The following is a 23,964-nucleotide window of genomic DNA, read 5'->3' as shown; positions in this document are numbered from 1 at the left end:
GCTATGGCGGGGTCACCGCGCATCACGCGGGCGATTCCACCGCTTGAACACAGACGAATGCGAGGAGGCGCCGTGAGCGACGCGGGAACCCTGCCCGAGAAGGCCACTCTGACGATCGGTGACAAGATCGCCGAATTCCCGGTTTTGCCGGCGGTTGACGGTAAGCCGACGATCGACGTATCGACCCTCTCGAAGCAGACCGGTTACACGGCCCTCGACTACGGGTTCGTGAACACAGCGTCGACGAAGTCGAAGATCACGTACATCGACGGCGAGGCGGGCATCCTCCGCCACCGCGGTTACCCGATCGAGCAGCTCGCCGCGAACTCGAGCTTCCTCGAGGTCGCCTGGCTGCTGATTTACGGCGAGCTGCCGACGGCGGATGAGCTCGGCGAGTTCGACGAGAAGATCCGTCGCCACACGCTGCTGCACGAAGACCTCAAGCGGTTCTTCTCGGCCCTGCCGTCGGGCGCGCACCCGATGGCCGTGCTCTCGTCGGCGACGAGCGCGCTCTCGACCTACTATTCGGACCAGTCGGATCCCGACAACCCCGAGCACGTCGACATGAACATCATTCGCCTCCTCGCGAAGCTTCCGGTCATCGCGGCGTACGCGCACAAGACCGCGAGCGGCCAGGCGTTCCTGTACCCCGACAACTCGCTCGGGTACGTCGAGAACTTCCTGCGCCTGAACTTCGGCGTCATGGCCGAGCCGTACGAGATCAACCCCGTCATGGCGAAGGCGCTCGAGCGCCTGCTGATCCTGCACGAAGACCACGAGCAGAACGCGTCGACCTCGACGGTGCGCCTCGTCGCCTCGACGGGCGCGAACCAGTTCGCCTCGGTCTCGGCCGGCATCCAGGCGCTCTCGGGCCCGCTGCACGGCGGCGCGAACGAGGCCGTGCTGCGCATGCTCGGCCAGATCCGCGAGTCGGGCGAGAGCGTCTCCCGCTTCGTCGAGCGCGTCAAGAATAAGGAAGACGGCGTGAAGCTCATGGGCTTCGGGCACCGCGTCTACAAGAACTACGACCCGCGCGCCAAGATCGTCAAGGCCTCGGCCGACGAGGTACTCGAGGCGCTCGGCGTGAACGACCCGCTGCTCGACATGGCGAAGGAACTCGAGGAGATCGCCCTCAACGACGAGTACTTCCAGGCGCGCAACCTGTACCCGAACGTCGACTTCTACACCGGCGTCATCTACAAGGCGATGGGCTTCCCGACGAGCGTCTTCACGGTGCTCTTCGCGATCGGCCGCCTGCCCGGTTGGCTCGCCCAGTGGCGCGAGCAGAACCTCGACCGCCAGGGCAAGATCGGCCGCCCGCAGCAGCTCTACGTCGGCCCCGCCGAGCGTAACTACCCCACGAAGTAAGCTTCGCCAACGAAAAGGCGGCCGTCCCGGAAGGGATCGGCCGCCTTTCGCGTACCCGGACGGGTTAGGCGTGGAGCGCCTCGTTCAGCGTGACGCCGACGCCCTGGCGGCGGCGGGCCTCGATGGCGCCCGTGACCGAGTTGCGCAGGAACAGCACACCGTTGACGCCGGAGAGCTGCGACGCCTTGACGGTCTGGAACGAGCCGTCGGCCGTCTTCGGTTCGCTCACGAGAACGACCTTCGTGCCGGCGGTGATGTAGAGGCCGGCCTCGACGACGCAGTCGTCGCCGAGCGAGATGCCGATGCCGGAGTTCGCGCCGAGGAGGCTGCGCGAGCCGACCGAGACGCGGTGCGTGCCGCCGCCCGACAGAGTGCCCATGATCGAGGCGCCGCCGCCGATGTCGGATCCGTCGCCGACGATAACGCCCTGCGAGATGCGGCCCTCGACCATCGAGGTGCCGACGGTGCCGGCGTTGAAGTTGACGAAGCCCTCGTGCATGACGACGGTTCCGGGGGCGAGGTGCGCGCCGAGGCGGGCACGGGATCCGTCGGCGATGCGCACGCCCTCGGGGAGGACGTAGTCGGTGAGGCGCGGGAACTTGTCCTGCGCGTATACCTGGATGCTGGCGCGCTTCATCGACGCGAGGTTCGCGGCGGCGAACTCGGGCGTCGTCGGGCCCGCGTTGGTCCATGCGTTGTTGGGCAGGTGCCCGAAGATGCCGTCGAGGTTGATGGTGTTGGGCGCCGCGAGCAGGTGCGAGAGCAGGTGCAGGCGCAGGTAGGCGTCGGACACGGATCCGACGGCGGCGTCGAGGTCGATCTCGATCTCGACAACGGCGGTCGACGTGCCGAGTCGTTCGTCGGATCCGGTCTGCGGCTCGAGCGCGGCGCGCTCTGCGGCCACGTCGCGGCCCGCGAGGGGCGCGAGAACGGGGGAGGGGTACCAGGTGTCGAGGATGGATCCGTCGGCCGCCGTGGTGGCGATACCGACTCCGGAGGCCCAGCGCGTTTCAGTCATACCTCCAGGCTAATAGGCTGGGGGCATGCTTGACCTCACCGCGTCTTCTGCCCAGATCACTCGCACCATTTGCGACGTGCCGAGTGAGTCCGGCGACGAGAAGTATCTCGCCGATCTCGTCGCGGAGGCGCTGGCGGCGTATCCGCACCTCGAGGTGATCCGCGACGGCGATGCCGTCGTCGCGCGCACGAACCTGGGCCGCGACACCCGCGTCATCATCGCGGGGCACCTCGACACGGTCCCGATCAACGAAAACCTGCCGACGCGCATGATCGAGGAGGACGGCGAGCCCTACATCTGGGGCCGCGGCACCGTCGACATGAAGGCGGGGGTCGCCGTGCAGCTGAAGCTCGCGGCCGAGCTCACGGATCCGGTCTACGACGTCACGTGGGTCTGGTACGACAACGAGGAGGTCGCGGCGGTCAAGAACGGCCTCGGCCGCCTCGCGCGCACCCGCCCGGAGCTGCTCGAGGGATCCTTCGCGATCCTCGGCGAGCCGTCGAACGGCGGCATCGAGGGCGGCTGCAACGGCACGCTCCGCGCCGTCGTGCGCACCCGCGGCATGCGCTCGCACAGCGCGCGCAGCTGGAAGGGCGAGAACGCGATCCACTTCGCTGCGCCGATCCTGACGAAGCTCGCGGGCTACACCGCCAAGACCGTCACGGTCGACGGGCTCGACTACCGCGAGGGCCTGAACGCGGTGCGCATCTCGGGCGGCATCGCGGGCAACGTGATCCCCGACCTGTGCGAGGTCGAGGTCAACTACCGCTTCGCGCCCGACAAGTCGGCCGAGGAGGCCGTGCGCCGCGTGACGGCGTTCTTCGACGAGTACGACGTCGAGATCACCGACCTCTCCGGCGGCGCCCGCCCCGGCCTCGACGCGCCCCTCGCGCGCTCCTTCGCGGAAGCGGTCGGGGGCGCGCCGAAGCCGAAGTACGGCTGGACCGACGTCGCCCGCTTCAGCGAGCTCGGTATCCCCGCCGTCAACTACGGCCCGGGCGATGGCCAGCTCGCGCATCACGACGAGGAGCGCGTGCCCGTCGCGCAGATCGACGCCGTCGAGAATGGCCTGCGGGCGTGGCTGAGCGCACGCTGACGCGCCCGCGAGCACTCCTCACGCTGCCCGTATGGGCGCGCGTGCTCGCGGTGTATGTCGTGGCGCGCATCGTCACGACGGTGCTCGTCTCGCTGAGCTCGTCGCTCGCGCCCGAGGACGGCCGCCACGGCGCCGACCCCTCGATGCTCGCCTACATCTCGGGCTGGGACGCCGCATGGTACCGCGAGATCGCCCTCAACGGCTACCCGGGCGAGATCCCCGTCGATGAGAACGGCCAGGCGCAGCAGAACGCCTGGGCGTTCATGCCGGTCTACCCGTGGCTCGCGCGGATCCTCGCCGCGATCGTGCCGGGGGCGGGCTTCGGCAGCGACGACGTGTGGGCGGTCGCCGAGGCGTGGGCCGTCTCCGCGGCGATCATCTCGCTCGTGGCCGGCTTCTTCGCCTGCTGGGGCGTCCACGCCCTCCTGGTCGACCGCCTGGGCCGCGTGCGCGCCCTGTGGGCCACGGCGTTCGTCGCCTTCGGGCCCCTCGCGCTGATGTTCCAGGTCGGCTACGCCGAGGCGCTCTTCCTCGCGCTCGTCGTGTGGGCCCTCGTGGCGATCAAGAACGAGTCGTGGTGGTGGCTCTACGCGATCATCCCGGCGATGGCGTTCACGCGCCCCGGCGAGCTCGCGCTGCCCCTCACGATCGCCCTCTACGGCCTCTGGCGGATCCGCCACCGCGCCGAGCGGCCGATCGAGCGCCGCGAGGTCGTGCACATCCTCGCGACCGGCGCCCTCGGCACCGTGCTCGGTTTCGCGTGGCCCGTGATCGCGAACACCGTCACCGGCAACCCCGACGCCTACCTCGAGACCGAGCTGGCGTGGCGCAGCGGCTGGGTCGGCGAGCAGGGCGGGTTCTTCCCCGGTGAGGGGTGGCTCCAGGCGGCCAGGGCGTGGTCGGGCATCTGGGGCATCCCGCACGCCGCCGGCTACCTGCTCGTCGCGGTCATCGCCGCGTGCGCCATCGGCCTGTTCTTCCTGCCGGCCGTGCACGGCCTCGGCATCGAGACGAAGCTGTGGGGCGCGAGCTACCTCGTGTACACGGCGCTCGTCGTGTTCCCCCAGTCGAGCGTGTTCCGCCTGCTCCTGCCTCTCGCGCCGCTCGCCGCGGGGGCGCTCGCGACGCCCCGTCTGCTGCGCGAATCGAGGGTGCTGATCCTCGTCGGCCTGACGGCGTTGCAGTTCTGGTGGATACATGCGATGTATGGCCACGGCAACACGTTCTACTTCATTCCGTGACGCCGCGTGACACTCCGAAAAGCGGTTCCCTGAACGATCGCCCTGTAGAATGTGTATGACCAATCTAGAAGGGGAGCTACCTATGGCTGCTATGAAGCCGCGCACCGGAGACGGACCCATGGAGGCCGTCAAGGAAGGGCGCCTCATCATCGTTCGCGTCCCGCTTGAGGGCGGTGGACGCCTCGTCGTCTCCGTGAACGACGACGAAGCGAAGGAGCTGCACGGCGTTCTCGCGAGCGTCGTCGAGGCAGCCTGAGCGACCTGACAACGAAGGGCCGGATCCATCTGGATCCGGCCCTTCGGCATTCCCGCCTTACGCGCGGGGGAGCGTGATCTGCAGCAGGCCCTCCTCGGCCGTCTGCAGCGAGGCAAACACCGACGCCGACCCGAGCGTCTCGGAGATGAGGTTGCGCAGATCGCTCGTGTGCGCATCGCGCGCCACCGGATCCGCGACCCGCCCGCCCGCGAGCACGCGCGGCACGAGCACCGTGCCGCCAGGGCGCACGAGGCGCAGGCCGTGCGCGACGTAGTCGATGATCTGATCCTGGTCGGCGTCGATGAACACGACGTCGTATGCCTTCTCGTTCATACGCGGCAGGACGTCGGCGGCGCGGCCGCGGATCGCGCGCACGCGGGCCATCGGAACGCGCGCGGCGGCGAAGGCCTCGCGGGCCGCGGCCAGGTGCTCCGGCTCCTTGTCGATCGTCGTGAGCACCGCGTCGGGCGAGCCGTGTAGCAGCCACAGCCCCGAGACGCCCGCGCCCGTGCCGATCTCGATGATCGAGCGCGCGCCGGTCGCGGCCGCGATGACGGCGCACTGGGCGCCCACCTGGGGGCTGATCGGCGCCGCTCCGAGCTCGAGCGCGGCCTGGCGGGCCCGGGCGATCGCCTCGGGCTCGACGACCTGTTCGCGGGCAAAACGTGCGAGGGCGGAGCTGCTCATAGCTTCCACATTAATGACCCCGGCCTGTCAAGGTTCTTCGGGGCCCGCGGCACTAGGCTGACTCCATGGGCTTCAGCATCGAGAAGGTCATCATGATCGCGGTCATCGCGGCGATCTTGATCGGCCCCGAGCGACTGCCCCAGGCCGCGGAATGGCTGGGGCGCACCGCGCGCAAGGCGCGCGAGTACATCCAGGGTGCGCGCAACCGTGTCGAGCAGGAGGTTGGGGAAGACTTCGGCGAGGTCGACTGGAAAAAGCTCGACCCGCGCCAGTACGACCCGCGCCGCATCATCCGCGAGGCCCTCCTCGACGACGCCCCCGTCGCGGCCCCCGCGGCGGCGGCCGCAGCTCCCCGACAGTCAGCGCCCATCGTCGCCCACACGTTCTCGAGCGATAACCTGCCGCCCTTCGACGATGAGGCGACGTAAGGCTGCTTAGCGGGTCGTAAACGGCAGCGAGCGAGCCGCGAGGCCGCGCCCCGTCGAGGCGATGCGCTCGGCCACGGCCGCAATGGCCTTCGCCGACGGATCCTCGGGGTGCGCGATGACGACGGGCGTGCCCTCGTCGCCGTCGGCGCGGAGCGCGGGGCTCAGGGGGATGGATCCGAGCAGGGGAGCGCCGTCGCCGAGCGCGCGCGAGACCTCCTCGCCGCCGCCGGTTCCGAACAGGTCCATCGTGGATCCGTCGGGCATCACCATGGCCGACATGTTTTCGATGACGCCGATGACCTTCTGACCGACCTGACGCGCGACGAGCCCGGAGCGGATGGCGACGTCGCTCGCGGCCGGCTGAGGCGTCGTGACGACGACGACCTCGGCGCTCGGCAAGAGGTGCCCCGCGGAGATCGCGATGTCGCCCGTGCCGGGCGGCATGTCGAGCAGCAGCACGTCGAGGTCGCCAAAGAACACGTCGGTGAGGAACTGCTGCAGGGTGCGGTGCAGCATGGGGCCGCGCCACATGACGGCGCCCGGGTTGGATCCGTCGGACTGCTTCAGGAACATGCCGATCGAGATCGTCTTCACGTCGTGCGCGATGGGCGGCAGGATCATGTCGCCGACCTGGGTCGGCTGCACCGCCTCGCCGTTCTCGACGAGCCCCAGGAGCTGCGGGATCGAGAAGCCGTGCACATCGGCATCGACGAGGCCCACCTTGAGGCCCCGCTGCGCGAGCGCGACCGCGAGATTGGCCGTGAGGGTCGACTTGCCCACGCCGCCCTTGCCGCTCGTGACGGCGATGACGCGGGTCAGCGAGTCTGCCCCGAACGGGTTGCGCTTGGCGGGGCCGCGCAGCTTCTCGGTGAGGGTCTGGCGCTCGGCGGGCGTCATGACGCCCACCTCGATCGCGACCGGGCGGCCCTCGGCGGCGCCCTCGGCGGCGGCGCGCACGTCGGCCTCGATGCGGTTGGCGGCGGGGCAGCCGACGATCGTGAGCGCGATGTTCACGGTGACGGCGTCGTCCGTCGCGTCGACGCCGCGCACCATGTCGAGCTCGGACAGGGGCCGACGCAGCTCGGGGTCGGTGACGCGGCCGACCGCGTCGGTGACGCGCTGAATGATCGCATCGCTCATCGGTATTCCTCGTTTTCTGGCGCGCGGGGCCGGTCAGGCCGACTCGTCGCGCAGCTCGCGGCGCATCTCCTCGCGGATCTCCGCGCGCAGTTCGGCGCGGATCTCCTCGCGGATCTCGTCGCGCAGGGTGTCGTGCGCCGTGTCGTGCGCGATGTCGCGGAGCGCATCGCGCAGGGTCTCGCGCGTGATCTGGTCCTTCTGCAGGTCGCCGAGCGTGAGGCGCAGCGACACGATCTCGCGCGCCAGGTACTCGGTGTCGGCGAGGTTGCGCTCGGCGCGCTGGCGGTCGTTCTCGAGCGCCACGCGGTCGCGGTCGTCCTGGCGGTTCTGCGCGAGCAGGAGGAGCGGGGCCGCGTATGACGCCTGCAGCGACAGGATCAGCGTGAGGGCCGTGAAGCCGATGGCGGCCGAGTCGAAGCGCCACTCGTCGGGGGCGATCGTGTTCCAGGCCATCCAGAGGATACAGAAGACCGTGAGGATGAGCAGGAACGATGGCGTGCCCATGGCGCGCGCGACCCACTCGGTCGCGCGGCCGAAGCGGTCGCTCGTGTGCACCGCGTCGTCGATGCGGGGGCGGCGGCCGCGCACGAAGCGCCCGTTCTCTCCGCGCACCATCAGGGCTTCACCGTCTTAATGGATCCGGTCTCCATGGCGGGGATCGGTTCGTCTTCGTCGTGCGAGCGCCAATCGTCGGGCAGCAGCGAGTCGAGCACGTCGTCGACAGTGACGGATCCGAGGAGCCGGTGCGCGCGGTCGACGACCGGCATCGAGACGAGGTCGTAGGTCGCGAGGCGCCTCGCGACCTCGGCGCCCGTCGACTCGGCCTGAACGGGCTCGATCGACTCGTCGAGGATCGCGCCGATGCGCTCGTGCGGCGGGTAGCGCAGCATGCGCTGGAAGTGCACGGCGCCGAGGTAGCGGCCCGTCGGCGTCTCGTACGGGGGGAGCGTGACGTAGACGCTCGCCGCGAGGGCGGGGTGCAGCTCGTGGCGGCGGATGCGCGCGAGGGCCTCGGCGATGGTCGCGTCGGCCGGCATGATGAGCGGCTCGGTCGTCATGAGACCGCCGGCGGTGTTGGGGCCGTATCGGAGGATGAGGCGCACGTCGTCGGCCTCGTCCGGCTCCATCATCTGGAGGAGCTGCTCGCTGCGCTCGTCGCTCAGTTCGCCGAGCACGTCGGCGGCGTCGTCGGGATCCATCTCGTCGAGCACGTCGGCCGCGCGCTCGTTGCCGATCGCGTCGAGGATCGCGACCTGGTCGTCCTCCGGCATCTCCTCGAGGGCGTCGGCGAGGCGCTTATCGCTCAGCTCGGAGACGACCTCGATCATGCGCGACTCCGGCAGGTCGAGTAGGGCGCCGGCGAGGTCGGCGGGCAGCAGCTCGGCGTAGCTCTGCGCGAGCTGCTCGGCCGATTGCGGCTGGCCGGGGGCCTGGCGCTCGCGCATCTCGTCCCACGTCGCGAACACCGTCGGGCCCTTCGAGAACGGCGACGCGCTCGTGCGGGGCTTGCGCAGGTACACCTGGCTGATCGACCACTCGCCGATGCGGTTCGGCTCGATCGCGGCATCCTCGATCACGGCGGATCCGGATCCGTCGGCGAGCTCGACGCGGCGGCCGACGATCTCGGCCATGATGCGGCGCTCGTCGGCGCGCGGCTCGAACCGGCGCACGTTGATGAGGCCGGTCGTGATGACCTGGCCCTGCGCGATCGACGTCACGCGGCCGATCGAGACGAACACCTGGCGTCGCCCCGGGATCTCGAGCACGAGCCCGATCACGCGGGGCGCCGATTGGCTTCGATACACAACAACCACGTCGCGCACCTTGCCCAGTCGATCACCCGCCGGATCGAAGACGGGGCAGCCGGCCAACCGACCAACGAAAACCCTCTGCATGCTCACGTGACCAGAGTAGTCGCCGAACGCATGCATGCTCACAGCGGGCGCATAGTCTCAGCCGGTCTTGCGGCGATGCCCCGTGGGACAATGGAGTGTATGAGCATGATGAACATGGCGCTACCGACCCCCGACGTGGGCGAGACCGTCGCGACCTACTCGAAATACGAGGGCGCGCAGCGGGCGGTGTCGAAGCTCATCGAGAAGGACGTTCCCGCTCGCGACATCTCGATCGTCGGCAAGGGCCTGCGCTCCGTCGAGAAGATCACCGGCAAGCTCGGCTGGGGCCGCGCGGCGTGGCAGGGCGCGATGAACGGCATCCTGCTCGGCATGCTCGTCTCGGCGTTCGCCGTGATCTGGGTGCCCGACGCGAGCGTCGCGATGATCGGCGGCATGGTCCTCATCGGCCTCGCCTTCGGCATGGCCCTGCGCCTGCTGAACTACTCGCTCATCCGCCGTCGCCGCGACTACGCGAGCGTCATGGCCGTCACGGCCGAGCGCTACGAGGTCGCCGTGACGGGCCTCTACACCGCCAAGTCGCGCGAGATCCTCGGCACGACGAAGCCGCGCACCACGGTGTCGCGCCCGCCGTCGATGGATCCGCCGCAGTACGGCATCCGCATCACCGACCAGCCGCGCCCCACCGCGCCCGTGGCCCCCGAAGCGGGCGCCCCGGAAACGGGCGAGGGCCCGGCGGATCAGCGATCCACCGGGCCCGTCACCGGATCCGATACCCCGGTTCAGTCGCGCGACTGAACCCAGGCCTCGATCTCGTCCGCGGTGCGGGGGATCGCGGCCGAGAGGCTCACGGGGCCGTCCTCGGTCATGAGGATGTCGTCCTCGATGCGCACGGCGATGCCGCGGTACTCGGCCGGCACCGTCTCGTCGTCGATCTGGAAGTAGAGGCCGGGCTCGATCGTGAAGATCATGCCCGGCTCGACGGTGCCGTCGTAGTACATCTCGCGGCGCGCCTGTGCGCAGTCGTGCACGTCCATGCCGAGGTGGTGGCTCGTGCCGTGCACCATGTAGCGGCGCTGCTGGCCGCCCTTGTCGGCGTCGAGCGCCTCCTCCGCCGTGACGGAGAGCAGGCCCCACTCGGCGGTGCGCGCGGCGATGACCTGCATCGCCGTGTTGTGCAGCTCGCGGAACGCCATGCCGGGCTTCGCGGCCGCGAAGGCGGCGTCGGCGGCCTCGCGGACGGCCTCATAGATCGTGCGCTGGATCGGCGTGAACGTGCCGCTCACCGGGATCGTGCGGGTGATGTCAGCGGTGTAAAGGCTGTCGAGCTCGACGCCGGCGTCGACCAGCATGAGGTCGCCGGGCTTCACGGCGCCGTCGTTGCGGGTCCAGTGCAGGTAGCACGCGTGCGGACCGGAGGCTGCGATCGTGTCGTAGCCCTCCCAGTTGCCGTCGGTGCGGGCGCGCAGGTGGAAGACGCCCTCGACGACGCGCTCGCCGCGGGGGTGCTCGACGATGCGGGGGAGCTCGCGGACGATGTCGTCGAAGCCCTTCGCCGTCACGTCGACGGCGAGCTGCATCTGGGCGATCTCGTACTCGTCCTTCACGAGGCGCAGCTCGCTGACGGCGCTCGTGAGGCCCTCATGCTCGTCGACGACGAGGTCATCGTCGCCCGGCTCGAAGTTCTCGAGGTGGTCGGTCTCGATGCCGAGGTCGGCGGCGACGGCCTCGAGCGAGGGGCGCGGGCCGACCCAGAACTCGCCGATCGTCGCGTCGCGGTAGAACTCCGGGGTGTCGCGCGTGGCGCGGTCGCGGAGGAACAGCGTCACGTCGTGCGCCTCGCCCGCGGGGTCGAAGACGAGCACCGAGTCGGCGACGGCGTCGGCGCCCCAGCCGGTCAGGTGCGCGAACGCCGAGTGCGCGCGGAACGGGAAGTCGGTGTCGTTCGAGCGCTGCTTGAAGTCGCCGGCGGGGATCACGAGGCGGCGCCCCTCGAACTGCGCGCTGAGCGCGTCGCGGCGCCTCGCGGCGTACGCCGCGGCCTCGCGCGGCGCGGGGATCTCGTCCGCACGCTCTGCCCAGCCGGTTCCGATGGTGTCGAGGAAGCCCTGGGGGAACGGCTGACGGCGGTTTGTGTTGCTGTCTGTCGTCGTGTTTTCGCTGGTGTCGCTCATGACACCAGGGTAGTCACTGCCGCTGATCAGTCGGCGGGGTCGAGCTGGACGACGAGCGCGCGGTGGTCGCTGCCCTCGGCCTTGTCGATCACGGCGGACCCGCTGATGGTCCAATTGCTCGTTGCCATGACGTGGTCGATGGGCGCGCCGAGCAGCTCGGGGATCGACGAGGGCCACGTTCCGGCCGCGCCGTTGCCCGTCTGCGATGCCGCGTCGTAGCAGTAGCCCATGTCGGCGCCGCCCTGGCCGAGGCGGCTCATGTGGTCGAGCGTGGCGTTGAAGTCGCCCGCCATGATGACGTTGCCGTCGACGCACTGGTCGGCGAGCCAGGCGAGGTCGTGGCGCCACTGCTCGAGGTAGGAGGGCTGCGGGGCGACGGCGTGCGCCGCGACGACGATCGGGCCGTCGCCGTTGACCGGCATCGCGATGGCCGACGGCAGCACTGTCGTGCCGTCCGACGAGGCCTCGATCACGGAGTAGTCGCCGAGGTCGGGCGAGATGAGGAGGGTCGTCTGCCAGGCGTCGGGGCCGCGCTCGATGTCTTCGTTGTACGCCTCGGTGTGCACCCACATGGGGTGGTCGAGGTCGCGCATCAGCAGGGCGACCTCCTCGCCGGTGGCCTCGGTCGTCTCGGGGAGCGCGATGATGTCGGCGTCCATGGCGACGGCCGTCTGGGCGATCTCCTCGGCGGTGGTCGCCTCGCCCGCGGTGTTCCACGTCATCACGCGCACGCTGTCATCCTGCTTGGCCGGCAGCGTGTCGGATCCGTAGCCGCGCAGGCCGAGCGTGACGCCGCCGCAGATGGCGGCGATGACGCACACGAGGGCCATCGAGACAGCGAAACCGCGGATCCGTCGCGACGCCGCGAGAAGCAGGAACACGACCGCGAGGACCGCGAAACCGGCGACGGTCGCGCCGCGAAGGGCGACGATGTGGGCGATGCCGATGGTCTGCTCGAGGCGGAAGAACTGCGGCCAGGTCAGAACGGCCGCGACGCACGCAAAGATGACCGTTACGAGGACACCGAGCGAACGCATCACGTTGGCGAGCCTACGCACGGGCGCTGAGAAAACCCGCAGGCAAGGGCGTGCGAAACCTGCGCATTGGCCTAGTGTCGGGTTTCTCCGCCCGCCGCACTATGCTCCTCTCGTGCGCCACGATCTTCCCGCCCCCGCGGATCTCCACCTGCATTCGACCTTTTCCGACGGCACCGAACCGCCGACGGAGGTCGTCGCGCGCGCGGCCGAGGCGGGGCTGAAGACGATCGCGCTCACCGACCACGACACCGTCGCGGGGTGGGACGAGGCCGCCCGCGCGACGCGCGCCGCGGGGCTCGTGCTCATCCCCGGAATCGAGGTCAGCGCGAAGCACAGGGGCCGCAGCGTGCACGTGCTCGCGTATCTCCCGGATCCGAACGCCCCCGAGCTCGCCGGCCTCATGGCCCGCGTCCGCGACGACCGGGTGGGGCGCGCCGAGCGCATCGCGCGCAACATCGCGCGCGACTATCCCGTGAGCTGGGACGACGTGCTCGCGCAGCGCACGGGCGACGCAACGGTCGGGCGACCGCACATCGCCGACGCCCTCATCGCGGCCGGCGTCGTCGCGAGCCGCGAGGAGGCCTTCGCGGCGATCCTGCACCCCGCGGGGCCGTACTACGTCGGGCACGACGCCCCGGATCCGGGCGAGGTCGTGCGCGCGATCGGCGCGGCAGGGGGAGTCTCGATCATCGCGCACCCCGCGGGCCGTGGCATGCTGCCGGACGACGTGATCCGCGCCCTCATCGGCGACGGGCTCGGCGGCTTCGAGCTCGAGCACCGCGAGAACTCGGCCGCGGGCGTCGCGCACCTGCGCGGCTTCGTCGACCAGCACGACCTCATCGTGACGGGCTCGAGCGACTATCACGGCATCGCGGGCAAGCCCAACCGCCCGGGTGAGAACACGACGGCGCCCGAGATGGTCGAGCGCATCGTGCGCGCGGCGTCGGGCACGGATCCGGTCCTGCCGTAAACGCGCGATGTGGCCCTCCTGTATCGGGAGGACCACATCGATCGGGTGGGTTACGCGCCCTGCGTGCCGGATCCGGAGGAGCGGCGGCGGCGACGGCGGCGGGCCGCGGCGGGCTTGCCGTCGCGGTGCTCGACGCCCGCGCCATCGTGCGTGCCCTGGCCCTCGGCGGGCGCCTTGGTCGCGGCGGCGTCGCCCTCGCCCGCGGCGCGGCGGCGGCGCGTGCGCTGGCCGGGCTCGCGCTTCGGCTTGTCTTCCTTCTTCGGGGCCGTCGTGATGCGGCCCTTCGTGCCCTCGGGGATATCGAGATCCGTGTAGAGGTGCGGGCTCGTCGAGTAGGTCTCGACGGGCTCGGGCTGGCCGAAGTCGAGCGCGCGGTTGATGAGCGCCCACTTGTGCAGGTCGTCCCAGTCGACGAACGTGATCGCGATACCGGTGCGGCCGGCGCGGCCCGTGCGGCCGGCGCGGTGCAGGTACGTCTTCTCGTCGTCGGGGATCGTGTGGTTGATGACGTGCGTCACGTCGTTCACGTCGATGCCTCGCGCCGCGACGTCGGTCGCGACCATGACGTCCTTCTTGCCCGCCTTGAACGCGGCCATCGAGCGCTCGCGCTGCTCCTGGCCCATGTCGCCGTGCACGCCGCCGACCGAGAAACCGCGGTCGGTGAGCTCGTCGACGAGGCGCTGCGCCTGGCGCTTGGTGCGGGTGAAGATGACGGTCTTGCCGCGGCCGTTCGCCTGCAGGATGCGGCCGATGACCTCGTCCTTGTCGAGCTGGTGGGCGCGGTAGACGATGTGGCGGATGTTCGCCTGCGTGAGGCCCTCGTCGGGGTCGGTCGCGCGGATGTGGATCGGGTTCGACATGAACCGGCGCGCGAGCGCCACGATCGGGCCGGGCATCGTCGCGCTGAAGAGCTGCGTGTGACGCTTCGGCGCGACGCGCTGGAAGATCTTCTCGATGTCGGCGAGGAAGCCGAGGTCGAGCATCTTGTCGGCTTCGTCGAGGACGACCTCGGTCGCGCCCGACAGGTCGAGCAGGCCCTGGCCCGCGAGGTCGATCAGGCGACCGGGCGTGCCGACGACGATCTGCGCGCCGGCCTTCAGCTGCTCGATCTGGCCCTCGTAGGCCTTGCCACCGTAGATCGCGACGACGCTCGTCGAGCGGCCGCCGGTCAGGAGGTCCATGTCTTCGTAGACCTGAGTCGCGAGCTCACGCGTCGGCACGACGATGAGCGCCTTCACGCCGGGCTCGGGGTTCAGCCCGAGGCGCTGCACGACCGGGATGCCGAAGCCGAAGGTCTTACCGGTACCGGTCTTGGCCTGGCCGATCACGTCCTGGCCCGGGAGCGAGATCGGAATCGTCTGCTCCTGGATCGGGAAGGCATCCTCGATGCCCTTTGTCGCCAGCTGGGCGACGATGTCCTCATCGATCGAGAGATCGGCGAACGCTGTCATATGTGACTGCCTGTCTCGACGGCGCGGCGCCTGATGACGCGGCCGCCGCCGGTGATGACGTCCACGCCTCTACTCATCTGCCACAGGCGCGGGGCCCCGATCCCATGCCGGGGCTGACTCCAGCGTACCCTGGTGATCGTGGTGAATTGGTTTTGGCAGCGCCGCAGGCCTGTCCGCAAGCTCCGCCTGAGGTCGCGGGGCGATCACGGCGACGCGGTGCGCGTCGACTTTGCCGAGCTCGCGCCCGACGTGCTCGTCTTCCTCGGCCAGGCCGCGTACCTGCAGCTCGGCTACTTCGAGACGCTCACGCGACTGATCCGCCGCACCCCGCAGCTCGTCGAGAAGGAGGCGCTGTCGCTCGCGGCCGGCGCCGCTCTCACGAAGCACCAGGAGATCGTCGAGGTCATCCGCAGCCGCGGAGCGGATCCGGCCGAGGCGATGGAGCCCTTTAGGGCGAGCCTCGACGCCTTCCGCACGTCGACGCTCGGCTCGCGCCAGCGCGAGACGATGCTGACGGTGCACATCACGGCCGGAATCCTCGACGACTTCTATCTCGCTCTCGCCTCGACCTACGGCGAGACGGGGCGGCGCGTCGAGCGGATCCTCGGGGCCGATCACGACCGGCAGCAGCTCACGCAGCTCCTCGCCGCCACGATCGAGGCCGACGACGAGATGCGCGGCCTGCTGTCGATGTGGGCGCGACGACTCGTGGGCGACACGCTCCTCGTCGCGCGCGCGGCGCTGTTGCCGGCGAACGACTCCGACGACGCCGAGAAGGTAGAGCCCGTCTTCACGGCGCTCGTCGCCGCCCACTCCCAGCGCATGAGCGCGCTGGGTCTCAGCGCATAAGAAACCGCGCCCGGGCGCTCGCCGCGATGCGGCGGCGCCACGGGCGCGGTGAGACGGGCCGTTAGGCGACGAAGCCGACCTTGCGGACGTCCTGCGAGCCGATCTCGATGTAGGCGAGCGAGGCGGCGGGGACGAGGTAGGTCGAGCCCTTCGCGTCGGTCAGGGTGAGGGTCGTGCCCGCGGAGAGGGCGTCGCTGACCTTCGCGCTGATGGCCTCTGCCGTCTCGTCCGAGGCGAAGTTGAGCTCGCGGCCGGTGTTCATCATGCCGATGCGGATATCCACGGGGTCGTGCCTTTCGTCGTGCTGACTCGCCCCGATCGGGGCGCGATTCCACTCTATCCGCGCGACGAACGCCCGGCGGCGGCGCACGCTGAGGGCGAACGCGCAGGGGTGATTCTTCGGATGTCGGAGGTCATCACTAGCGTTGTCGTCATGAGCCAGATCTCGTGGGATCCCGAACAGCGCGCGGTGCTCGAGCTGCCCGCAGACGCGAGCGGAACGATCATCGGCGCACCGGGCAGCGGCAAGACGGCGGCCCTCGTCGAGCGGGTCGCCCGCTTGATCGGCGGCGAGGGCGCGCCCCTCGAGGCCGATCAGGTGCTCGTGCTCACGCCGTCGCGCGCCTCCGCCACGCGCCTTCGCGATCGGCTCGGCCAGCGGGTCGGCGTCGCGACACCGGGCGCGCTCGCGCGGTCGGTGGGATCTTTCGCGTTTCAGATCGTGCGCGCCGACCTGCTGCTGCGCGGCGAGCAGCCGCCCGAGCTGCTGACGGGCGCCGAGCAAGACCGCATCCTCTCGCAGATCATCGAGGGCGACATCGAGTCGCCGCAAATCTCGTGGCCCGAGCACCTGGGCGAGACGGTGCGCCGCTCAAAAGACTTCCGCTCCGAGCTGCGCGCGTTCATCGACGCGGCGATCGAGCTCGACGTGTCGCGCGACGAGCTGGCGCAGCTCGCGGGCGGCGCGTGGGGGCCCATCGCCGCGCTCACCCGCGAGTACGGCGCCGTGCTCAGCCGCATGAGCACCAACGCGATGGGGGCAGCCGAGCTCGCGTCGGCCGCGCGCCGCGCGCTCGCCGAGCAGCGGGCGCTGCCGGGCATCGACCGCATTCGCGTCGTGCTGGTCGACGACGCGCAGGAGCTGACGCTCGGCGGCGTCGCGCTCATCGAGTCGCTCCGCGCGCGGGGCATCGCGGTGCTGGCGGCGGGCGACCCCGACATCGCCTCCGGCGCCTTCCGCGGCATCACACCCGACCTGTTCGGCGCCCTCGTGCGCGCCCTCGGCGACGTGTACGTGCTGCGGGCGCAGTACCGGTCGTCGGACGAGATCGAGTGGCTCGTGCGCCGCGCGACGCAGGCGATCGGCGCGGGCGGGCGGGTCGACCACCGCCAGGCGCCGGGGCCCGAGCCCGTCGAGTGGCACGATGTGCGCGCCGTCACCGTCGGCGGGCCGGGGGAGGAGCGCGACTACATCGCCCGTTCCCTGCGCGAGCTGCACCTCATCGAGGGCGTGCCGTGGGGCAAGATGGCGGTCGTCGCGCACGACACCCGCCAGCTCGTGGCGCTCGAGTCGGAGCTCGCCGCGCGCGACGTGCCCACGCGCGCGTCGGGCGTGCCCCGCCCGCTCGGCAGCGAACGCACGGTGCGCCAGATCCTCGAGATCGTGCGGCTCGCCCTGCTCCCCGCGGCCGAGCGCGACATCGACCGGCTCATCGAGGCGCTGCGCACCCCGTTCGGCGGCTTCGACGGCGTCGCCCTGCGCCGCCTGCGCGGTGCGCTGCGCCACGCCGAGCTCGCGGCCGCGGGCACGCGCCCCGCCCGCGAGCTGCTCGCCGAAGGTTTCGCGCACCCGATCCTGTTCTCGTCTCTCGACATCGACGAGGGGCGGCGGGCCGAGCGCTTCGCGACGACCCTGCACCAGGTGCACGAGATGGCCTCGAACGGCGCCACGATTCACGAGCTGCTGTGGCACGCGTGGGACAGGGCGCGGCTTGCGGGCAACCGGCGCCTCGCCGATGTGTGGCGTCGCCAGGCGACGACGCCCGGCCCGAGCGCGGGCGAGACGGCGCGGTCGCTCGACGGCCTCGTCGCGTTGTTCGCGGCGGCCAAGCGCGCGATCGAGCGCAACCCGCGCGCGGGCGCCGACCACTTCATCCGCGAGATCCTCGAGAGCGACGTGCCGGAAGACTCGCTCTCTGCCCCCGAGCGCGAGGCGACCGTCGCCCTCATGACGCCGGCGAACGCGCTCTCGACCGAGTTCGACGTCGTCGTAATCGCGGGCCTGCAAGACGGCGTGTGGCCGAACACCCGGTTGCGCGGCGGCCTCCTCGGCACCTGGCGGATCGGCGACGCCGTGCGCGCCCATCGTGAGGGCACGCCCGTGCCGGAGCCCGCGACGCTCGACCGCCGCCGCCAGGCGCTCTACGACGAGCTTCGCCTCTTCGTGCGCGCCCTCTCGCGTGCGCGCACGCGCGTCATCGTGACGGCGGTCAACGACGAGGGCTCCGCGCCGAGCCCGCTGTTCGGATACCTCCCTCCCGCCATCGAGCCGGGCGCGGGGAGCGAGCACCCGCTCACCCTGCGCGGCCTCGTCGGCAGGTATCGGCGCATCCTCACGTCGTCGCACGACGCGGCCGAGCGCGCCGAGGCCGCGGCGCAGCTGCGGGTGCTCGCCGAGAACGGCGTCGCCGGGGCCGACCCGACCGAGTGGTATGGGGTGCGCCCCGCCTCGACGCTCGCGCCGCTGCGCGACCTCGACGAGACCTTCGTGCGCGTCTCGCCGTCGCGCATCGACGGCTTCGAGGCGTGCGGGCTCGAGTGGGCGATCGGCTCGCTCGGCGGCGACACGATCACCTCGCCGAGCGCGGGGCTCGGAACCCTCCTGCACGCGGCGCTCGAGCGCGTGCCCGAGGGCGGCATCGACGAGATGCGCCGCGTCGTCGACGAACGCTGGAGCGAGCTCGACTTCGAGACCAGCTGGCTCGCCGAGAAGGAACGCAGGCGCATCGACGAGTACATCGAGCGCCTCGACACCTACCTCCGCCAGGTGCGCGCGCAGGGCGGCCGCGTGATCGCCTCCGAGGCGCCGTTCCGCTTCGCGGTCACGCTCGCCGACGCGTCGGTCGTCTCGGGAGACGAGGTCTACGCGCCCGGAAACGCCGTCATCGGCGGCATCATCGACCGGGTCGAGACCTACCCGACGGGTGCCGGTGAGCACCCCGACGCGCGCTATCCGAAGAAGTTCGCCGCCATGCACGCGGCCGACGAGTCGGCCGGTCGCGTCGTCGTGGTCGACCTGAAGAGCGGTAAGGGCGAGGAGCGCGTGGCGGACGCCAAGGTGACGACCGACGCCCAGCTCTCGGCCTATCAGCTGGCCGTCGAGCAGGGCCTCGTCGAGGGCGCCGCCCCCGATGCGCTCGCGGGCGCCCGGCTCGTCGTCGTGTCGAAGACCCTCGCGAAGAGCAACTACCGCGTCGCCCACCAGCAGACGCTCCTCGGCGACGAGCGCGACGAGTTCCTCGCCCGCGTCGCGGAGGCGGCGCGCGGCATGGCCGCGTCGAGCTTCACGGCCGCGGTCGAAGACCACTGCCGGGGCGACCGCCTCAGCCCCATCTGCCGCATCCACACGATCGGAGCCGTCAGCGCATGAGTCACACGATCACCGCAGAGCAGATCGCCGACGCGCTCGGGCTGCACCGCCCGACCCCGGCGCAGCGCGAGGTCATCGAGGCGCCCCTCGAGCCCGCCCTCGTCGTCGCGGGCGCCGGCAGCGGCAAGACCGAGACGATGTCGGCCCGCGTGCTGTGGCTCGTCGCGAACGGGCACGTGCGCGCCGACCAGATCCTCGGCCTGACGTTCACGCGCAAGGCCGCCGGCGAGCTCGCCGAGCGCATCTCGCACCGCCTCGCGGCCCTCGACGAGTACGCGTCGCGCGGGCTCCTCCCTCGCCTCGCCGACGTGCTGGCCTCGCCCGAATTCGCGCGCATTGGCCGGGCGAAGACCGACGCGCAGCGCGCGGTGATCCGGCGCGAGGTGCTCGACGAGCTCGCCGCGGGCTGGGGCATCGCACGGCGCGACGACGACCACGCGCTCGACGCGATGCTCAACCGGCCGCGCGTATCGACCTATAACGCGTTCGCCGACTCGGTGGTGCGCGAGAACGCCTCCCGCATTGGGCGCGACCCCGACGCCGAGGTGTTGAGCGGATCCGCCGCCTGGCTGCTGACGCGACAGGTCGTCTTCTCGTCGAACCACCCCGATCTCGTCGAACTCGACCGCTCGCCGAACACGGTCGTCGAAGACGTGCAGCGGCTCTCGAGCGCACTGCTCGACAACCGCGCCGACCCGGGCGAGGTGCGGCGCTGGGCCGCGCGCCGCGCGGCGGACTTCGCACCGTTCGTCACCGAGAAGGGCGACAAGCACTGGGAGAAGGCGTACGCCTCGCTGAACGCCCTGCCGATGCTTCTCGACCTCGTCGAGGCGTACTCGGCCGAGAAGCAGCGCCGCGGCCTGCTCGAGTTCGCCGACCAGGTCTCGGGTGCGCTCGACATCGTCGAGAGCGCCCCCGACGTCGTCGCCGAGCTGCGCGCGCAGTTCCCCGTCGTCTTGCTCGACGAATACCAAGACACGTCGGTGCTACAGACCAGGCTGCTCGCCGGCATGTTCCGGGGCCTCGCGGTCATGGCCGTCGGTGACCCCAACCAGTCGATCTACGGGTGGCGCGGCGCGAGCTCCGACAATATGCACGCGTTCTCTACCGAGTTCGCGGGCGAGTCCGGGGCCCTGAGCTTCGCGCTCATGACGAGCTGGCGCAACGACCGCATGGTGCTCGCCGCGGCGAACAGGCTCGTGGAGCCGCTGGCGCTGCCCGGAACGGTAAAGGTGAAGCCGCTCGAGCCGAACCCGTTCGCCGGCATCGGCGATCTCGAGGTGCGCTATCCCGAGACGATCGACGGGGAGGCCGAGGCCGTCGCCGAGTGGTTCGAGGCGCGCCGCGCCGAGCACGCGGCGCAGCACCCGGGCGGCAAGCCGCACACCGGTGCGATCCTCTTCCGCGCGAAGCGACACATGCAGCGATTCGCCGACGCGCTCACGGCGCGCGGCATCCCGCACCGCATTCTCGGCCTCGGCGGTCTACTCTCCGCCCCCGAGGTCATCGACGTCGTCTCGGCGCTGCGCGTGATCCACAGCCCCGCCGAGGGCTCGGCGCTCATCCGCCTGCTCATCGGACCGCGCTTCGCCGTCGGCGTCGCCGACATGGGCGCCCTCTACGACCTGGCCGTCGAGCTGAACCGCCGAGACGGGTCGCTCGCGCCGCTCAGCGATGAGGTGAAGGACCGCATGCGCGGGTCGGCGGGCATCGACGAGCAGGTGTCGATCATCGACGCCCTCGAATTCCTCCGTCGCAGCCCCGACGGGTACCGGCTGCTCGAGGCCTTCACGGCCGAGGGGCAGGCGCGCCTCCGCGAGGCCGCCGACGTCATCGAGCGCCTGCGCCGGGCCGCGGGCGCACCGATCCCCGAGCTCCTGCGCATGATCGAGCAAGAGCTGCGCCTCGACGTCGAGCTCTTCGCGAACGAGACGCGGGGCTCGGCCCGCTCGGCGCAGCTGCAGCTTCGCGCCTTCGCCGAGGAGGTGCGCGGCTTCCTGTCGATCGACGAGCGCGGCACCCTCAGCAGCCTGCTCGCCTGGATCGACCAGGCCGAGCGGCAGGACGACCTCGCGCCGCGCGCCGAGCCGCCCGAGCCTGGCGTCGTGCAGCTGCTCACGATCCACGGCTCGAAGGGCCTCGAGTGGGACGCCGTCGCCGTCGTGCGCCTGGTGGCGGGCGAGCTCCCGTCGTCGCCGCGCGACCTCCAGGCGGGCTTCGCGACCGGCGAGCTCCCGGATCCGTTCCGCGGCGACTCGGCCGCGCGGCCGTCGTTCCAGTGGCTCGCGCCCGCGATCGTGACGGACGAGACCCGCAAGGAGCTCACGACCGAGCTCGCGGAGGCCTTCGACGCCTTCCGCGGGGCGGTCCGCGAGGCCTCCGCGCGCGAAGACCGCAGGCTCGCCTACGTCGCGGTGACCCGCGCGAGGGGGCACCTGCTGCTCACGGGATCCCACTGGGCGGGGCAGACGCGGCCGCGCGCGGCCAGCACCTATCTCGACGAAATCCTGCAGGAGATCGAGGCGCGCGTGCAGGCGGCCGACGCGGGGATCGTCGACGGCGGCGAGCCCGGCGAGGATCGCCCGCTCTTCGCCGATGCCGCGGTGCGCGAGCGCTACGCCGCGCGCGCGAAGGCCGCGCGGCTCGTCACCGCCGAGCTCGAGAAGACGGCGGAGAACCCCTACGAGGGCGACGGGGCCACGGCCCAGTGGCCGCTCGACCCGCTCGGCGCTCGCCGCGGCGCCGTCGAGCGGGCCGCCGCCGAGGTCCGCGCGGCCGCGGCCGCCGAGATGACGCCCGAGATCCGCCGCCTCCTCGCCGAGCGCGACGAGAAGAATCGCGCCGCGGCGCTCGCGATCCCCGTGCGCGTTCCGGCCTCGAAGTTCAAGGACTACGTCGTCGACTTTGAGGGCACGATCGGCGAGCTCGAGCGCCCCATGCCCGAGCGGCCCTACCGCCAGACGCGCCTCGGCACGCTCTTTCACCAGTGGGTCGAGCAGCGCTCGGGCCTCGCCGGTTCGGCGGCCTCGCCCGACGACGCGCTGTGGGATCTCGACGACGGCGAGGAGTGGTCGGGCGTCGCGGCGGCGTCAGCCGACGACGAGCGCGACCTCGCGGCGCTGCGCGCGACGTTCGAGCGCAGCGAGTGGGCCGGGCTCGAGCCGGTCGAGGTCGAGACCGAGGTCGACTTCGCCCTCGAGCTCGACGAGGGGCGGCCGCCGCACATCATGATCTGCAAGCTCGACGCCGTCTACCGTCGCGGCGACCGCATCGAGATCGTCGACTGGAAGACCGGCAAGGCGCCGCGCACCGACGCCGAGAAGACCGATCGCATGCTCCAGCTGGCGCTCTACCGCCTCGCCTACCATCGCCGCCACGGCGTGCCGCTCGATCAGATCGACGCGGTGCTCTACTACGTCCCCGACGACCTCGTCCTGCGCGATACGCACCCCGCAGACGAGCGCGAGATCGTCGAGCGGTGGCGCGCGGCTACGAGGGGTCGGGACGCAGCCCGATCGGCTGGGTGACGTCCACCGGATCCATCGGGTCGTCGCCCTGCGCGACGGCGTCGACCGGCTGGGTTACGTCGATCGACTCGGTCGACGCCTCCGTGCGGGCGTGGGGCGGCGGCGCCGCGTCCCACGTCTCGTCGGTGTGCAGCATGAGGTCGTTCGGGTCGAACGCGTCGGTGTGCATCGAGGTATCGGCCGACGCGCGCACGTCGCGCGGCACGCGGTCGAGAATCGCGATCGCCTCGCTCATGTCGCCGCGATCCTGCCGCGGCAGGTCGGCGAGCAGCGCGTCGCCGGCGAGGCCGGCCGACAGCGAGTCCATGAGCTCGGCCGCGTCGTCGACGATGTCGGGGCGGTGCGCCTCGAGGCCGTGCACCAGCCAGCGGGCGAACTCGAGCTCGGCGTGCAGCCGCGCGCGCACGCGCAGTGCGCGGTCGGGCGCACGCACGGAGGCATCGGCGTAGGCCGCGAAGATGTCCTCGACGGCGTCGGGGGCGCCCGCGCTCCAGTGCAGGTCGAGCGCGGGGTCGCCGATCGACAGCCCCTGCCAGTCGAGCACGCCCGCGACCTGCGGGGTTCCGTCGGCGGCGTCGCGCAGCACGAACGAGGTCGACTGGGTTCCGCCGAGCACGACGCGGGAATCGTAGTCCCAGAGCCTGTCGTCCTCGACGGCCTCGCGCCAGCGCACCATCAGCCGCACGGGCACGCGCCCGCTCCGGCCGACGGCGTCGAGCAGCCGCTCGAGGTCGGCGCGCGCGGCGGCGGGGGAGCGCACGGGAAGCCCCGCGCTCCGCACGACCGATTGCGGCAGGTCGTGCACGCGGCCGATCGCGCGGCCGATGGCGTCGGCGACGCCGCGGCCGGCGGGAATGTGGGCGGCCTCGACGTGATAGCCGCGCAGGTAGGTCGTCACGATCACGCGGGTGTCGTCGAACGGGGCCGTGCCGCGCAGCTCGGGCGCGTCGAAGCCCATGACCTCGCGGGCGCCCGCGGTGAGGGCGCGGAGGGCGATCAATTCGCTCTCGACATCGGAGAGGGCATCGGCCGAGGTGGGAACGCGGGCGACGAGATCCTCGCCGCCTTCGAGCGTCACGAGCGCGGCGTCGTAGCGACCGGACGTCGCGGTGGTCAGCTGGCGGACCCCCTCGATCCCGACATCGGGCAGGGCCGCCGAAGCGGCCGCGGCTAGAGTGAGAAGGGAACGTGCCATGCCGCCCAGACTAGGCGGACAGCAT

General features: G+C 71.3%; 20 protein-coding genes. 10 read left to right on the top strand and 10 right to left on the bottom strand.

Features of this window, described 5'->3' with window-relative positions:
• Window positions 1-72: 72 nt before the first annotated feature.
• Window positions 73-1,368 carry a citrate synthase gene (locus DTO57_RS05100; RefSeq protein WP_114117085.1) on the top strand — a complete coding sequence of 432 codons (1,296 nt, stop codon included), beginning with the start codon at window positions 73-75 and terminating at the stop codon, window positions 1,366-1,368.
• A gap of 64 nt (window positions 1,369-1,432) precedes the next feature.
• Here the strand turns inward: DTO57_RS05100 and dapD are convergent, their stop codons facing one another.
• Entirely contained in the window at window positions 1,433-2,386 is a 954-nt protein-coding gene (gene dapD / locus DTO57_RS05095) for a 2,3,4,5-tetrahydropyridine-2,6-dicarboxylate N-succinyltransferase (RefSeq protein ID WP_114117084.1), read from the bottom strand.
• A 25-nt stretch (window positions 2,387-2,411) separates the two neighbouring features.
• Here dapD and dapE point away from each other — a divergent pair, with 25 nt between their 5' ends.
• The 3 genes from dapE (at window position 2,412) to DTO57_RS05080 (ending at window position 4,979) form a co-directional block, all read left to right on the top strand.
• On the top strand, window positions 2,412-3,482 hold the full coding sequence (gene dapE, locus DTO57_RS05090; protein WP_114117083.1) for a succinyl-diaminopimelate desuccinylase: 1,071 nt from the start codon (window positions 2,412-2,414) through the stop codon (window positions 3,480-3,482).
• Window positions 3,464-4,723, top strand: a complete 1,260-nt coding sequence (locus DTO57_RS05085) for a hypothetical protein (protein WP_114117082.1) — start codon at window positions 3,464-3,466, stop codon at window positions 4,721-4,723. The genes dapE and DTO57_RS05085 overlap by 19 nt, the downstream gene beginning before the upstream one ends.
• A gap of 82 nt (window positions 4,724-4,805) precedes the next feature.
• Window positions 4,806-4,979 (top strand): DUF3117 domain-containing protein, encoded by a 174-nt coding sequence (locus DTO57_RS05080; RefSeq protein ID WP_114117081.1) that lies wholly within the window; start codon window positions 4,806-4,808, stop codon window positions 4,977-4,979.
• Between the two features lie 57 nt (window positions 4,980-5,036).
• On the opposite strand, the gene DTO57_RS05075 is transcribed toward DTO57_RS05080, so the two are convergent.
• The gene (locus DTO57_RS05075; protein ID WP_114117080.1) at window positions 5,037-5,666 is read right to left on the bottom strand and encodes an O-methyltransferase; all 630 of its coding nucleotides are present in this window, start codon (window positions 5,664-5,666) and stop codon (window positions 5,037-5,039) included.
• A gap of 65 nt (window positions 5,667-5,731) precedes the next feature.
• On the opposite strand from DTO57_RS05075, the gene DTO57_RS05070 reads away from it, so the two are divergent.
• The gene (locus DTO57_RS05070) at window positions 5,732-6,094 is read left to right on the top strand and encodes a twin-arginine translocase TatA/TatE family subunit (protein WP_114117079.1); all 363 of its coding nucleotides are present in this window, start codon (window positions 5,732-5,734) and stop codon (window positions 6,092-6,094) included.
• Between the two features lie 6 nt (window positions 6,095-6,100).
• On the opposite strand, the gene DTO57_RS05065 is transcribed toward DTO57_RS05070, so the two are convergent.
• Genes DTO57_RS05065 through DTO57_RS05055 form a run of 3 tightly spaced genes read right to left on the bottom strand, consistent with a single transcriptional unit; the run spans window position 6,101 to window position 9,135 of the window.
• Complete coding sequence (locus DTO57_RS05065; protein ID WP_114117078.1) at window positions 6,101-7,234, bottom strand: Mrp/NBP35 family ATP-binding protein; 1,134 nt, start codon at window positions 7,232-7,234, stop codon at window positions 6,101-6,103.
• Between the two features lie 33 nt (window positions 7,235-7,267).
• Entirely contained in the window at window positions 7,268-7,849 is a 582-nt protein-coding gene (locus DTO57_RS05060) for a DUF1003 domain-containing protein (protein ID WP_114117077.1), read from the bottom strand.
• Window positions 7,849-9,135 (bottom strand): magnesium transporter MgtE N-terminal domain-containing protein, encoded by a 1,287-nt coding sequence (locus DTO57_RS05055; RefSeq protein ID WP_114117294.1) that lies wholly within the window; start codon window positions 9,133-9,135, stop codon window positions 7,849-7,851. Before DTO57_RS05055 ends, DTO57_RS05060 begins: the two co-directional genes overlap by 1 nt.
• A 93-nt stretch (window positions 9,136-9,228) precedes the next feature.
• On the opposite strand from DTO57_RS05055, the gene DTO57_RS05050 reads away from it, so the two are divergent.
• Complete coding sequence (locus DTO57_RS05050) at window positions 9,229-9,885, top strand: YflT domain-containing protein (protein WP_187346589.1); 657 nt, start codon at window positions 9,229-9,231, stop codon at window positions 9,883-9,885.
• On the opposite strand, the gene DTO57_RS05045 is transcribed toward DTO57_RS05050, so the two are convergent.
• Together DTO57_RS05045 and DTO57_RS05040 are read right to left on the bottom strand one after the other, a co-directional pair.
• Complete coding sequence (locus DTO57_RS05045) at window positions 9,870-11,261, bottom strand: aminopeptidase P family protein (RefSeq protein ID WP_114117076.1); 1,392 nt, start codon at window positions 11,259-11,261, stop codon at window positions 9,870-9,872. The genes DTO57_RS05050 and DTO57_RS05045 overlap by 16 nt on opposite strands.
• 26 nt (window positions 11,262-11,287) lie before the next feature.
• Window positions 11,288-12,298, bottom strand: coding sequence for an endonuclease/exonuclease/phosphatase family protein (locus DTO57_RS05040; protein WP_308420515.1), 1,011 nt, complete (start codon window positions 12,296-12,298; stop codon window positions 11,288-11,290).
• 112 nt (window positions 12,299-12,410) lie between these two features.
• Between DTO57_RS05040 and DTO57_RS05035 the strand changes: the two genes are divergently transcribed.
• Complete coding sequence (locus DTO57_RS05035; protein WP_229730534.1) at window positions 12,411-13,268, top strand: PHP domain-containing protein; 858 nt, start codon at window positions 12,411-12,413, stop codon at window positions 13,266-13,268.
• A gap of 50 nt (window positions 13,269-13,318) precedes the next feature.
• Here the strand turns inward: DTO57_RS05035 and DTO57_RS05030 are convergent, their stop codons facing one another.
• Window positions 13,319-14,719, bottom strand: a complete 1,401-nt coding sequence (locus DTO57_RS05030) for a DEAD/DEAH box helicase (RefSeq protein WP_114117073.1) — start codon at window positions 14,717-14,719, stop codon at window positions 13,319-13,321.
• Window positions 14,720-14,857: 138 nt separating this feature from the next.
• On the opposite strand from DTO57_RS05030, the gene DTO57_RS05025 reads away from it, so the two are divergent.
• The gene (locus DTO57_RS05025; RefSeq protein ID WP_114117293.1) at window positions 14,858-15,568 is read left to right on the top strand and encodes a ferritin-like fold-containing protein; all 711 of its coding nucleotides are present in this window, start codon (window positions 14,858-14,860) and stop codon (window positions 15,566-15,568) included.
• A 61-nt stretch (window positions 15,569-15,629) separates the two neighbouring features.
• On the opposite strand, the gene DTO57_RS05020 is transcribed toward DTO57_RS05025, so the two are convergent.
• Entirely contained in the window at window positions 15,630-15,851 is a 222-nt protein-coding gene (locus tag DTO57_RS05020; RefSeq protein ID WP_114117072.1) for a DUF3107 domain-containing protein, read from the bottom strand.
• 150 nt (window positions 15,852-16,001) lie between these two features.
• On the opposite strand from DTO57_RS05020, the gene DTO57_RS05015 reads away from it, so the two are divergent.
• Together DTO57_RS05015 and DTO57_RS05010 are read left to right on the top strand one after the other, a co-directional pair.
• Window positions 16,002-19,217, top strand: coding sequence for an ATP-dependent DNA helicase (locus tag DTO57_RS05015; RefSeq protein WP_162785661.1), 3,216 nt, complete (start codon window positions 16,002-16,004; stop codon window positions 19,215-19,217).
• Entirely contained in the window at window positions 19,214-22,744 is a 3,531-nt protein-coding gene (locus DTO57_RS05010) for an ATP-dependent DNA helicase (protein ID WP_114117070.1), read from the top strand. Before DTO57_RS05015 ends, DTO57_RS05010 begins: the two co-directional genes overlap by 4 nt.
• On the opposite strand, the gene DTO57_RS05005 is transcribed toward DTO57_RS05010, so the two are convergent.
• Window positions 22,707-23,939: a phosphotransferase gene (locus DTO57_RS05005; RefSeq protein ID WP_162785660.1), complete on the bottom strand. Its 1,233-nt coding sequence runs from the start codon at window positions 23,937-23,939 to the stop codon at window positions 22,707-22,709. The two genes, DTO57_RS05010 and DTO57_RS05005, sit on opposite strands and share 38 nt — an antisense overlap.
• Window positions 23,940-23,964 lie beyond the last annotated feature (25 nt).

This window comes from Microbacterium sorbitolivorans (genome assembly GCF_003327285.1).
In the GTDB taxonomy this organism is placed as follows: Bacteria; Actinomycetota; Actinomycetes; order Actinomycetales; family Microbacteriaceae; genus Microbacterium; species Microbacterium sorbitolivorans.
Note: the sequence above shows the minus strand (reverse complement) of the source record. Positions and strands in the feature narration are given on the sequence as shown.